At 64.7% G+C, this 13179-nt stretch carries 10 protein-coding genes; 5 read left to right on the forward strand and 5 right to left on the reverse strand.

All coding sequences use genetic code 11. The annotated features are described in order from the left end of the window. Window positions 1–30: 30 nt before the first annotated feature. Window positions 31–3210, forward strand: coding sequence for an efflux RND transporter permease subunit (locus AC0L23_RS05180; RefSeq protein ID WP_018456981.1), 3180 nt, complete (start codon window positions 31–33; stop codon window positions 3208–3210). Continuing rightward, window positions 3197–4399, forward strand: a complete 1203-nt coding sequence (locus AC0L23_RS05185; RefSeq protein ID WP_085362316.1) for an efflux RND transporter periplasmic adaptor subunit — start codon at window positions 3197–3199, stop codon at window positions 4397–4399. Before AC0L23_RS05180 ends, AC0L23_RS05185 begins: the two co-directional genes overlap by 14 nt. A 107-nt stretch (window positions 4400–4506) precedes the next feature. Here AC0L23_RS05185 and AC0L23_RS05190 read toward each other — a convergent pair whose 3' ends face one another. Both AC0L23_RS05190 and AC0L23_RS05195 read right to left on the reverse strand, forming a co-directional pair. After that, a complete protein-coding gene (locus tag AC0L23_RS05190; protein WP_085362317.1) occupies window positions 4507–6024 on the reverse strand; it encodes an acetyl-CoA acetyltransferase in 1518 nt (505 codons plus the stop codon). 115 nt (window positions 6025–6139) lie between these two features. Beyond that, window positions 6140–7273, reverse strand: a complete 1134-nt coding sequence (locus AC0L23_RS05195) for a nitronate monooxygenase (protein ID WP_085362318.1) — start codon at window positions 7271–7273, stop codon at window positions 6140–6142. Window positions 7274–7576: 303 nt separating this feature from the next. Between AC0L23_RS05195 and yghU the strand changes: the two genes are divergently transcribed. Continuing rightward, entirely contained in the window at window positions 7577–8458 is an 882-nt protein-coding gene (gene yghU, locus AC0L23_RS05200; protein ID WP_085362319.1) for a glutathione-dependent disulfide-bond oxidoreductase, read from the forward strand. Between the two features lie 49 nt (window positions 8459–8507). Here the strand turns inward: yghU and AC0L23_RS05205 are convergent, their stop codons facing one another. From AC0L23_RS05205 to AC0L23_RS05215, 3 genes are all read right to left on the reverse strand, one after another. Then, a complete protein-coding gene (locus tag AC0L23_RS05205) occupies window positions 8508–9785 on the reverse strand; it encodes an acyl-CoA dehydrogenase family protein (protein WP_018456976.1) in 1278 nt (425 codons plus the stop codon). 272 nt (window positions 9786–10057) lie between these two features. Continuing rightward, window positions 10058–10438: a VOC family protein gene (locus tag AC0L23_RS05210; protein ID WP_007593712.1), complete on the reverse strand. Its 381-nt coding sequence runs from the start codon at window positions 10436–10438 to the stop codon at window positions 10058–10060. A gap of 25 nt (window positions 10439–10463) precedes the next feature. After that, window positions 10464–11243, reverse strand: a complete 780-nt coding sequence (locus AC0L23_RS05215) for an SDR family NAD(P)-dependent oxidoreductase (RefSeq protein WP_085352184.1) — start codon at window positions 11241–11243, stop codon at window positions 10464–10466. Window positions 11244–11407: 164 nt separating this feature from the next. Here AC0L23_RS05215 and AC0L23_RS05220 point away from each other — a divergent pair, with 164 nt between their 5' ends. Next, window positions 11408–12196: an enoyl-CoA hydratase/isomerase gene (locus tag AC0L23_RS05220; RefSeq protein ID WP_085352185.1), complete on the forward strand. Its 789-nt coding sequence runs from the start codon at window positions 11408–11410 to the stop codon at window positions 12194–12196. After that, window positions 12193–13179 (forward strand): phosphotransferase family protein, encoded by a 987-nt coding sequence (locus AC0L23_RS05225; RefSeq protein WP_085352186.1) that lies wholly within the window; start codon window positions 12193–12195, stop codon window positions 13177–13179. Before AC0L23_RS05220 ends, AC0L23_RS05225 begins: the two co-directional genes overlap by 4 nt.

Genomic DNA, 13179 nt, shown 5'->3' on the forward strand with positions numbered 1-13179 from the left:
TCCTGTCCCTGATCTGGAATTGCCCAACGAATGATTGCTCTGGTCCGTATTGCCCTGAGCCGGCCCTACACATTTGTCGTGCTCGCGCTCCTGCTCCTGATCATCGGACCGCTGGCGGCGCTGCGGACGCCGACCGACATCTTCCCGGACATCCGCATCCCTGTGATCGGCGTGGTCTGGCAATACACCGGCCTGCCGCCCGATCAGATGTCGGGCCGCATCACCACGCCGTTCCAGCGCGCGCTGACGACAACGGTCAACGACATCGAGCACATCACCGCCAATTCCTATAATGGCTTTGGCATCATCAAGATCTTCTTCCAGCCGAACGTCGACATCCGCACCGCCAACGCGCAGGTCACCGCGATCTCGCAGACGCTGATCAAGCAGATGCCGCCGGGCGCGACGCCGCCTCTGATCCTGAACTACTCCGCCTCCACCGTGCCGATCGTCCAGGTGGCGCTGTCGGGTGACGGGCTGACCGAGCAGAACCTCGCCGATATCGGCATCAACCAGCTCCGTACGCCGCTGGTCACCGTGCCTGGCGCCGCGATCCCGTACCCATTCGGCGGCAAGCAGCGCCAGGTCCAGATCGATCTCGACCCGACCGCGCTCCAGGCCCGCGGCCTGTCCGGCCAGGACGTCGCCAACGCGCTCGCGGCCCAGAACCTGATCACGCCGGTCGGCACCCAGAAGATCGGGCAGTTCGAATACATCATCCAGCTCAACAACTCGCCGCTGAAGATCGAGGAGCTCGGCAATCTGCCGATCAAGACCGTCAACGGCGCGATGGTCTATGTGCGCGACGTCGCGACCGTCAGGGACGGCAACCCGCCGCAGACCAACATCGTCCATGTCGACGGCAACCGCTCGGTGCTGATGATGGTGCTGAAGGCGGGCGCGACCTCGACGCTCGACATCATCGCGGGCATCAAGCAGAAGGTGATCGACGTCAAGGACCAGCTGCCGGACGCGCTCAAGATCGGCTTCATCGGCGATCAGTCGGTGTTCGTCCGCGGCGCCATCGAAGGCGTCGCGTTCGAGGGCGTGATCGCGGCGCTGCTCACCAGCGTCATGATCCTGCTGTTCCTCGGCAGCTGGCGCTCGACTGTGATCATTGCGGTCTCGATCCCGCTCTCGGTGCTCGGCGCCATCATCATGCTGTCGGCGATCGGGGAGACGCTGAACATCATGACGCTCGGCGGCCTGGCGCTCGCGGTCGGCATCCTCGTCGACGATGCCACGGTCACCATCGAGAACATCAACTACCATCTGGAGCAGGGCAAGCCGGTCGAGCAGTCGATCCTCGACGGCGCCAACCAGATCGTGACGCCGGCCTTCGTCTCGCTGCTCTGCATCTGCATCGTGTTCGTGCCGATGTTCTTCCTCACCGGCGTGGCGCGCTTCCTGTTCGTGCCGATGGCGGAAGCGGTGATGTTCGCGATGATCTGGTCGTTCCTGCTGTCGCGCACGCTGGTGCCGACCATGGCGAACTATTTATTGCAGGCGCATGTCCATCACGAGAACGGTCCGCCGAAGTCGCGCAATCCACTGGTCTGGTTCCAGCGCGGTTTCGAGGCTCGCTTCGAGCGCATTCGCGGCGGCTACCACAATTTCCTCGGGCTCGCGCTCGCGCACCGTCCGGTGTTCGTGATCGGCTTCCTCTGCGTGGTCGGCGCGTCCTTCGCGCTGGTCCCGTTCCTCGGACGCAACTTCTTCCCCGCGGTCGATGCCGGCAACATCCTGATGCACGTCCGCACCCAGGTCGGCACCCGCGTCGAGGAGACAGCGAACCAGCTCGCCGACGTGCAGAAGGCGATCCGCAAGCTGATCCCGGGTGAGATCGAAACGCTGACCGACAACATCGGCATGCCGATCTCCGGCATCAACATGACCTACAACAACACCGGCGTGATCGGCCCGCAGGATGGCGACATCCAGATCAAGCTGAAGGAAGGCCACAAGCCGACCGAAGAGCATGTGCGCGTGCTGCGTGAGCAATTGCCGCGGCTGTTCCCCGGCGTCAGCTTTGCCTTCCTGCCGGCCGACATCGTCAGCCAGATCCTGAACTTCGGCGCGCCGGCGCCGATCGACCTGCAGATCCGCGGCGCCAATATCAGCGCCAACTTCGTTTATGCCAACAATCTGCTGGCCAAGGTTCGCAGGATTCCCGGCGTCGCCGATGCGCGCATCCAGCAGTCACCGAACAATCCGACCTTCAATATCGATGTCGACCGCACCCGCGCGCAGTATGTCGGGCTGACCGAGCGTGACGTCACCAACAGTCTCGTGGTCAACCTTGCCGGCTCCTCGCAGGTGGCGCCGACCTACTACCTTAATCCGGACAACGGCGTATCCTATTCGATCGTGATGCAGACGCCGCAATACCAGATGGATTCGCTCAGCGCGCTTCAGACGTTGCCGATCACGGCGGCCGGCAATTCGCAGTCGCCGATCCTCGGCGGCATCGCCGATATCAAGCGATCGACTTCGAGCGCGGTGGTCTCGCAATACGACATCCAGTCGATGGTGCAGATCTTCGCCACGACCTCGGGCCGCGATCTCGGTGCGGTCGCGACCGACATCCGCCAGGTGATCGCCGACACCGCCAAGGAGGTGCCGAAAGGCTCTTCCGTGGTGCTGCTCGGCCAGGTGCAGACCATGAACAGCGCCTTCACCGGCTTGTTGTTCGGCCTGCTCGGCGCGGTCGTCCTGATCTATTTCCTGATCGTCGTGAACTTCCAGTCCTGGTCCGATCCCTTCGTGATCATCACGGCGTTGCCCGCAGCACTCGCCGGCATCGTCTGGATGCTGTTCGCCACCGAGACGACGCTGTCGGTGCCGGCGCTGACCGGCGCGATCATGTGCATGGGCGTTGCCACCGCCAACAGCGTGCTCGTGATCTCGTTCGCCCGCGAGCGCTACGAAGAGCTCGGCGATCCCATCGCCGCGGCGCTCGAAGCCGGCTTCGTCCGGTTCCGCCCGGTGCTGATGACCGCGCTCGCCATGATCATCGGCATGGCGCCCATGGCGCTGGGGCTCGGCGAGGGCGGCGAGCAGAATGCGCCGCTCGGCCGTGCCGTGATCGGCGGCCTGATCTTTGCAACCTTCGCCACGCTGATGTTCGTTCCCGTGGTGTTCAGTATGGTACACAAGAAGCAAGGCGCCAAAGGCGCCGCCTCCCTGGAGCCCCCGCATGTCGCCCCATGAACCCCGCTCCCCGGTGTCGCACCGGAAACTGGGCATTTTCGGCGTGGTGGCGCTAATCGCGGCCGGCTTGGTCGTGGGCACCGGCATCCGCGCCCGCGAGGAGCAGGGCTCCAAATTGAAGGCATGGACCGATGATCAGGCTGTTCCCAGCGTCGCGGTGACGCTGCCTAATGCCAAGGCTCTCAATGCGACCATCGACTTGCCGGGCCGTCTCGAAGCCTATTATCGCGCGCCGATCTTTGCCCGTGTTCCCGGCTATCTCAAAAGCTGGAGCGCTGACATCGGTGCGCGGGTGAAGGCCGGTCAGGTGATCGCCGAGATCGAGGCGCCCGACCTCGACCAGCAACTGCTTCAGGCCCGCGCCGACCTCGCCAGCCAGCAGTCCAGCGCCAGGCTGTCGGAAGCCACCCTCAACCGCCGCAAGACGCTGGTCGCCTCCAACTTCGTCTCCGCGCAGGAGATCGACGAGCGTACCGCCGATCTCTCCAACAAGAACGCGGCGGTTCGCTCGGGCCAGGCCAACGTCGAGCGCCTCGAAGCGCTGGCCGGTTACAAGAAGATCACCGCTCCGTTTGACGGTGTGGTCACGGCGCGCGACACCGACGTCGGTGCGCTGATCAATTCAGGCGGCGGCTCGGGCCCGGCAATGTTCGTGGTCTCCGACATCACCAAGCTGCGCGTCTACATCAACGTGCCCCAGAACTACGTGCCCGCGATCAAGATCGGCGCCAAGGCCGCCATCGTGCTGCCGGAGTATCCGAACCGGACCTTCCAGGCGACGGTGGAGGCCTCCTCGCAGGCGGTTGACGTCGCCTCCGGCACGACGCGCATGCAGCTCGGTCTCGACAATTCCTCAGGCGAGCTGATGCCCGGCGGCTATGCTAGCGTGAAGCTCAGCCTGCAGCGCGACGCCGCGCCGCTCAGCATTCCCGCCAGTGCGCTGATCTTCAACGGCAGCGGCCTGCGCGTCGCAACCGTCGGTCCGGACGACAAGGTCCTGTTCAAGCCCGTGACCATCGCCCGCGATCTTGGCAAGGAGATCGAGCTCGCCTCGGGAATTGCAGCGGATGACCGCGTCATCACGGCACCACCGGACGGCCTCTCCGACGGCGACCAGGTCCGCGTGACCGGCGCCGGCGCCAAGGGCAAGCCCGCGACGGCGTCGGAGAAGCAGGCGCCGAAGGGGTAGCCTCGATTTCGTAGGTGGGCAAAGCGAAGCGTGCCCACCATCTCTCTGCGATCCTAAAAAAGATTGGTGGGCACGGCGCAAGAGCGCCTTTGCCCACCCTACGAGAGCTACGCCACCCTCCATTCCGGCACGCCATCTACCGTCATCGTGATCTCGCCGAGCGAACCCACCGGCGTGCGATCCATGTCGAGCAGATGCGCCAGCGTTGCCGCATCGCTCGCGGGAATCCGCGCCAGCGTGCGCCTATCGTTTTCCGTCCGCAGCATCACCACGCCATGCTCGACCTCGCCGCCGCGGCCGTAGAGCACCGTAAAGCTCTCCACCTTGCCCTTGCCTGAGACATCCGTGACGAACTCCGGCACCGCGCGCTTGTTGCTGTCCGCCGCCGCCTGCACGCTCGTCTCCTGTGCCAATGCTTCGCGCGGCGGCACCTTCGACACCACCAGCGCATGATGCTTGGTGACGAAACCGCCCTGGCCGTAGAGCAGGCCGAGCTTTGCGCCGTCGCGCACGCGCCGGACCATCGCGCAGGCCGCGTGCGTCATGTAGGTGTTGAGCGGCGCGCCGAAGAAGGTGAGGCCGCCAGTCACGGTCGGCTGCACGTCCGCACCTAGACCCAGCGTCCGCCGCGCCATCTTGGGCACGCACGGAAAGCAGCTATAGAGCTCGATCGCGTCGAACTTCCTGCCGTCGCCGCCGGCGAGATCCATCACGGCCTTCAAAACGGCGTTCTGCGGATGGCTCTCGTAAAACTGGTCGCGCAAGAGATAGTCGCGCGGCTCCTCGGCCGAGGCGCCGCCGAGCGGATAGACCAGTCTGTCATCGGCGATGCCGGCCGCACGCGCTTTGGCGAGGCTGGTCAGCAGCAGCGCGCCGCCCATGTTGACGCTCGGGTTGGCAACCATGAGCTTGTTGTAAGGCCACGCGATGAGACGGTTGTCCGCGGTGGGCGTCGTGATTTCGTCAGGCGTATAGCGCCGCTTCAGCCAGGCGTTGGGATTCTGCGCGGCGGCCTCGGAATAGCGTGACCATAGTGTACCCGACTCTGCCATCGCCTCGCGCGGCGTCTGTCCCCAATGGGCGGACGATGCCGCTTCGTAGAACGGATAGACGGTGACGGGGCGGAACACGCCGAGCTTCACGGCCAGCGGCTTCTGGAACGCCGCGCCGCGCTTCGGCTCCTCGACGTCATGGGCGAACGGGGTCCATGGCAGCTTTGCCCCGGCGCGCTCCGCCTTGGTCGCCGTCGACTGTGCCTCCGCGCCGCAAACCGCGGCGACGCTGCATTCGCCGCGCGCAATGCGCTTTGCTGCCTCGTGGATGTAGCGGATCGGGCTCTCGCCGCCGACCGGGCCGTAATAGCAATGCGAAGGCGTGATGCCGAGCCGTTGCGCCAGCAGCTGCTCCGGATCGCGATAGCGCCAGCTCAGGAAGTTGACGATATCGAGCGATTGCACCTCGTCGAGCAGCTTTGCGCCGGCATCTGCTTCCGCGCGCCGCAGCGCCTGTTCGAGCAGGTCGAGCGGCTCGAGGCCATCGGTGACCTCCTTGGGACGGTCGACGATCTCGCCGACGCCGACGATGACGGGGATGCGGTCTTCGGGGGTATGCTTCTTATCTGTCATGCTTCAATTCACGATGTCAGTTTTTTGTCATTGCGCGCGTAGCGAAGCAATCAGGGTCTTTCCGCGATGGTAGTCTGGATTGCTTCGCTGCGCTCGCAATGACGGTGTGTGGCAATCACTCCGCCACCAGCGCATTCATGTGCTCGACGGTTTCGGCAAACTCTTCCTTGAACTCCTGCACCACCGCACCGGCCGACTTCACGCTGTCGATCAGCCCGACGCCCTGGCCGACGAAGTAACTCACGAGATCGCGCGCCTTGGCGTTGCCGCCCGCCGCGGCGCGGTCGATCGAGTTGAAGGCGTCGCGGCTGACGATACTTTGCAGCGGCATCGGCAATGCGCCGGGGCTCTCGGCTGCGCGGTCCCAGGCGTCGGTCCAGACCGAACGAAGTTGCCGTGCCGGCTTTCCAGTGCGGCCCTTAGAGCGCACCGCATCGCGCGACGATGCCGCGATCATCTTCTCGCGAAAGATCTCCGTGGTCTCGGACTCGACGGTCGCAAGCCACACCGAGCCGGTCCAGGCGCCCGCGGCACCCATCGCCATGCAGGCCGCCATCTGTCGTCCCGTCATGATGCCGCCGGCCGCCAGCACCGGCACGTCGCGGATATTCTTGATCGCCTTGATCACCTCGGGCACCAGCACCATGGTCGAGACCTCGCCGCAATGGCCGCCAGCTTCGGTGCCCTGGACCACGAGGATATCGACGCCGGCCGCGACCTGGCGCAGCGCGTGCTCCTTGGCGCCGACCAGGGCCGCGACCGGCACGCCGTGCTTCCTGCCCATCTCGATCATGGCCTTCGGCGGCACGCCGAGCGCATTGGCGATCAGGCGGATCGGGTGGTTGAACGAGACCTCCAGCAGCTCCAGCGCGGTCCTGCCATCGAACGGCTGCGGCTGGTTGTCGGCGACCTCGGTGGTCGTGAGTTCGATGTCGTATTTCTTCAGGAGATTGCGCGTGTAGTTGCGGTGCTCCTGTGGCACGCGCGCCTCAAGGCTCTTCCAGGTGACGTCCTTCTCGCCCGCAGTCGAGATGTTTTCGGGGATCAGCACGTCGACGCCGTAAGGCTTGCCGTCAACGTGCTTGTCGATCCATCTCAGCTCGCGTTCGAGCGTATCCGGCGTGTGCACGGTCGCACCTAACACGCCAAACCCACCGGCGCGGCTGACAGCCGCGACGACATCGCGGCAATGGCTGAAGGCGAGCAGCGGGAAATCGATGCCCAGCATGTCGCAGATCGGCGATTTCATCGTTCTCTCCCGGCGGCCTCGCGTTGCTGTTGTCGCAATCTTGAGCGAAGGCTCATCGACGCTAGACCATCGTCTTGCGCTATGCCAATCCGGATTTGGCGGCGCATCTTGCGTGCACACGCCGTGTTGCGCGAAGCCGTACGCCCGGCTCGACAGATGCGGCTTCTCGTGATGGCCGTCCTCGGCAACGTCGGACGCATGACGCGGTCGCGAGGCCCGCGCCGGACGCAGGGCCGGCAGGGCTTGCCATCCGCCGTCCGCGGGCTAATTAATGCAGACGCATCTTTTTGCCGGAGCCCTCGCATGACCGACACCCCCGCCTACGTGCCGCCCAAGGTCTGGACCTGGAACAAGGAGAACGGCGGACAGTTCGCCAGCATCAACCGCCCGATCGCCGGTCCCACCCATGACAAGGAGCTGCCGGTCGGCAAGCATCCCTTCCAGCTCTATTCGCTGGCGACGCCGAACGGCGTCAAGGTCACCGTGATGCTGGAGGAGCTTCTGGCGCTCGGCCACAAGGGCGCGGAATACGACGCTTGGCTGATCAGAATCGGTAACGGCGACCAGTTCGGCAGCGGCTTTGTCGACATCAATCCGAATTCCAAGATCCCGGCGCTGATGGACCGCTCCGGCCCGGAGCCGATCCGGGTGTTCGAGTCCGGCTCTATCCTGTTCTACCTCGCCGAAAAGTTCGGCGCCTTCCTGCCGAAGGACATCAAGAGCCGCACTGAAGCGATGTCGTGGCTGTTCTGGCAGATGGGCAGCGCGCCCTATCTCGGCGGCGGCTTCGGCCATTTCTACGCTTACGCGCCGACCAAGATCGAATATGCCATCGACCGTTTCGCGATGGAAACCAAGCGCCAGCTCGACGTGCTCGACCGCCGGCTCGCCGACAACGAATATCTCGCCGGCAGCGAATACACCATCGCCGACATGGCGGTGTGGCCCTGGTACGGCGCGCTCGCCAAGGGGCTGGTCTACGGCGCCGGCGAATTCCTGTCCGTGCAGGACTACAAGCACGTGCAGCGCTGGACCGACCAGATCGCCAAGCGCCCGGCCGTCAAGCGCGGCCGCATGGTCAACCGTGTCTCCGGAGATCCCGCCAGCCAGCTTCACGAGCGGCATGACGCTAGCGATTTCGAGACCAAGACGCAGGACAAGATCGGCGAGGTGGCCGCGTCGTAGCCCCTTCGCCTCTCCCCGCGTGCGGGGAGAGGGGAAGAGAGGCAGTTGATCACGCCATGCTCAGCTCGTGGCGTCCCACCACCATCCAGTGCACCTCGTCCGGACCATCCGCGAAGCGGAGATGGCGCACGTCCTGATACATCTCCGCGAGCGGGGTCCAGTGCGAGATGCCGGTGGCGCCGTGCATCTGGATCGACTGGTCGATGATCTTGCAGGCGCGTTCCGGCACCATGGCCTTGACCATGGAGACCCAGACGCGAGCCTCCTTGTTGCCGAGCACGTCCATGGCCTTGGCGGCCTTCAGCACCATCAGCCGCATCGCCTCGATCTCGCAGCGCGCCTGCGCGATGATCTGCATGTTGCCGCCGAGATGGGCGATCTTCTTGCCGAAGGCTTCGCGGGTGAGGCCACGCTGCACCATCAAATCGAGCGCCTTCTCGGCCTTGCCGATAGTGCGCATGCAGTGATGGATGCGGCCCGGGCCTAGCCGAAGCTGCGAGATCTCGAAGCCGCGGCCTTCGCCGAGCAGAATGTTCTCCTTGGGCACGCGCACGTTGTTGAAGCGCATGTGCATGTGGCCGCGCGGCGCGTGGTCCTGGCCGAACACGTACATGGGACCGAGCACCTCGACGCCGGGCGTGTCGCGCGGCACCAGAATCTGCGACTGCTGCTTGCTCGGCGCCGCATCCGGGTTGGTCTTCACCATCACGATGAGGATCTTGCAGCGGGGATCGCCGACGCCGGAGATGTAATACTTCTCGCCGTTGATGACCCATTCGTCGCCGACGAGCTTTGCGCTCGTCGAGATGTTCTTGGCATCGGAGGAGGCGACGTTCGGCTCGGTCATGACATAGGCGGAGCGGATCTCGCCGTTCATCAGCGGCTTCAGCCACTTCTCCTTCTGCTCCTTGGTGCCGACGCGCTCCAGCACCTCCATGTTGCCGGTATCAGGCGCCGAGCAGTTCATGCTCTCCGATGCCAGTGGGCTCTTGCCGAGCTCGGATGCGATATAGGCGTAGTCGAGATTCTTCAGGCCCTGGCCGGTCTCGTCGTCGGGCAGGAAGAAGTTCCAGAGGCCTTCCTGCTTGGCCTTGTTCTTGGCCTTCTCCAGCACCTCGAGCTGCTTCGGCGTGAAGCTCCAGCGATCCTCTTTGCCTTCGCCGGCCTTGGCGAATTCGGTCGACATCGGCTCGACGGTGTCGCGGATGAACTTCCTGACGTGATCGTAGAGCGGCCGGACCTGGTCCGACATCCTGAGGTCGTTGAGCTCGTCGCCGGGATTGAGGGTGTAGTTGGTGGTGCGGGGAATATAGGTGTGTTTTGTCATTGTTCCTCCCGGGGTCGCTGAGATCGCGTTGCGCCGGAGAATAGTCGCAGCGTCGCCAAAGTGCGAGCGCGCTTTTTTTCAACGCGAGCCATGCCATGCGATGGAATATCGCGGACGTTTGAAATGTTGTTTGAATGGGCGGCATTCTCGCTGTCATCGCCCGACTTGATCGGGCGATCCAGTACTCCGAGGCGTATGTGATCTATCGAGAAGCTGCGGCGTACTGGATGCCCCCGTCAAGCCGGGGCATGACAGCGGTGGTTGCGGCCGGCCTAGCTTGCCATCCGGTGCATCGCGCAGATCTTGTTGCCGTCGAGGTCACGCAAATAGGCAATATAGAGGTTGACGCCCGGGCCTTGACGGATACCAGGAGGATCTTCGCAAGGAACGCCGCCGGCGGCGATGCCGGCCGTATGCCATGCATTGACCTGTTCCGGCGAGTTGGCGGCAAAGCCGATGGTGCCGCCATTCGCAGGCGTCGCCGCTTCGCCGTTGATCGGCTTTGTGACCGAGAACACGCCGGTCTTGGTAATGTAGAAGATGCGATGGCCGTCGACCCGCGCCGGCCGCACCTCGAGCGTGGACAGCAAATTGTCGTAGAAGGCCTTGGCCTTGTCGAGGTCGTTGGTGCCGATCATGACGTGTGAAAACATGTGCCCGTTCCCCTCATTATGAAAATCAAAACGCCGTATAACCGCCGTCGATCACGAACGTATCCGCCGTGTGGTACGACGAGGCCTTGCTCATCAGATACACCGCGATGCCGCCGAAGTCGCTGGCCTCGCCGAAGCGCCGCACCGGAATTCGCGGCATCACGTTGGCGACGAATTTCTCGTTGGCCATCAGGCCCGAGGTCATGTCGCTCTTGATCCAGCCCGGCAGGATCGCGTTCGCGGTGACGCCGTGACGCGCCAGCTCGACGCCGAGCGCACGCACCAGCGCGTTGATCGCGGCCTTGGTCGCGGCATAGTGCTCGTTGCGCGCGGTGCCGAAGATCGAGGCGAGGCTCGAAGTCGCCACCAGCCGGCCGAAGCGATCGCCGGCCTCGGCGCGCGCGGTCATGTGTTTTGCGGCAGCCTGGAACGCGTGGAACACGCCGTCGAGATTGGTCGCAAACATCGTGCGCCATTCTTCCTCGGTGCGTTCGATAAAGGAGCGCCGGCCGCCGCCGCCGATGCCGGCATTGGCGAAGCAGCCGTCGACCCGGCCGAATGTGTCGAGCGTGGCCTTCATCGCGGCATTGACCGAGGCCGGGTCGGTGACGTCGCAGACCCGCGTGTCGACCTTGCCTGATAGCCCGGCCAGGCTCGCGGCAGCGGCCTTGTTCTTGTCAGCATTCCGGCCCCAGATCGAGACGTTGCAGCCCTGGCCGGCGAGCGCCTGCGCGATGCCCAGCCCGATGCCGCCATTGCCGCCGGTGATCACGGCGACGCGTCCCGAAAGGTCGAAAAGGTTCATGGCGCGTTTCCTGTTTTTGCTTCGTGCGCATCAGCCGCTGCGCGCAAGATTGCTTGCTAGGCTCCGATCACCATGGACAAGACCGCGCCAAAAATCAAATATGCGCCCCGGCAAATCAATTCCGGTCTGCGAAACTGGCACAGGCCGCAACTCACGAGGAAACCATGCAGTTCAAACACGTCACGCTCGATCTCGATGGTTCGGTCGCGATCCTCAAGCTCGACCATCAGGAGGTGATGAACGCGGTCTCCGTGGACATGCTGGGCGGTCTCTCAGAAGCGCTCGACACGATCGAGGAGAAGAAGGACGAGGTGCGCTGCGTGGTGCTGACGGGCGCAGGGCGGGCGTTCTGCACCGGGGCGAATCTCCAGGGCCGCAACAACCAGTCGAAGAAGACCAAGGCCGGCCTGACGCTCGAGACCGGCTTCCATCCCTTCCTGCGCCGCATTCGCAATCTGCATTGCCCGATCGTGACCGCGGTCAACGGCCCGGCGGCCGGCGCCGGCATGAGCTTCGCGCTGCTCGGCGACATGATCCTGTGCGCGCGCTCGTCCTATTTCCTGCAAGCGTTCCGCCGCATCGGTCTGGTGCCGGATTGCGGCTCGACCTGGCTCTTGCCGCGGCTGATCGGCAAGGCACGCTCGATCGAATTGTCGTTGATGGGCGAGCGGCTCCCGGCCGAGAAGGCGCTGGAATGGGGCCTCGTCAACCGCGTCTATGATGACGGCGTGCTGATGGAGGAGGCGATGAAGCTTGCGCGCGACCTCGCCAGCGGCCCGACGGTCGCGCTGTCGCTGATCCGCAAGCTGTACTGGGACAGCCCCGAGAATTCCTTCGAGGATCAGCTCAATCTCGAATTTCAGTGCCAGCTCCGTGCCGGCGACACGGATGATTTCCGCGAAGGTGTTGGCGCCTTCCTGGAGAAGCGTCCGGCGCAGTTCAAGGGCAAATGATCGAGGCTGAGCTTTCCCGCAGCGTTGCGCGCTGGTGCGAGGGGGCCGCCGGCGTGACCGGCGCGGCCAAGCTGTCCGGCGGCGCCAGCCAGGAGACCTGGCGCTTCGACATCGTGCATCCCGACGGGCCGATCGGTGCGATCCTGCGCCGCTCGCCGAAGGGGTATGGCGCGGCGCCGACGCGCGCGGCAGGTCTCGGCGCGGAAGCGCAGCTGATGCAGCTTGCCTATGAGGCCGGCGTGCCGTCGCCGCGCGTGATGCATGTGCTCCCGCCGGACGACGATCTCGGCACCGGCTTCATCATGCAGCGGGTCGAGGGCGAAACCATCGCGCGCAAGATTCTGCGCGACGACGAGTTTGCGGCGGCGCGGCCGCGTCTCGCACGGCAGATCGGCGGCGTGCTCGCGAAGCTGCACGGGCTACCGCGGGACAAATTGCCCGAGCTGCGCAGCCGGTCCGCGACGGAGGAGATCTCTGAGTTCGAACGCGATTATCGCAGCCTGGACTGGCCCAAACCCGTCTTCGAGCTGGCGCTGCGCTGGCTCCGCGACCACGATCCGGGCCCTTCGGCCGAGACGACGCTGGTGCATGGCGATTTCCGCAACGGCAATCTCATCATTGGCGCCGACGGCGTGCGCGCGGTGCTGGACTGGGAGCTCGCCCATCTCGGCGATCCCATGGAGGATCTCGGCTGGGTTTGCGTCAACTCCTGGCGCTTTGGCGAGATCGACAAGCCGGTCGGCGGCTTTGGCTCGCGTGAGGAGCTGTTCGCCGGCTATGAGGCGGCTGGGCGGAAGGTCGATCCATCGCGTGTCAAATTCTGGGAAGTGATGGGCACGCTGCGCTGGGGCATCATGTGCGGCGGCATGATGCAGCGCTTTCGCGAAAGTCCGGACCATTCGATGGAACGCGCCATGATCGGCCGTCGCGCTTCCGAGACCGAGATCGATCTGTTGCGGCTGCTGGCGCCGCGGGGGAGTTGA

This window comes from Bradyrhizobium sp. MI1.4 (genome assembly GCF_055811315.1).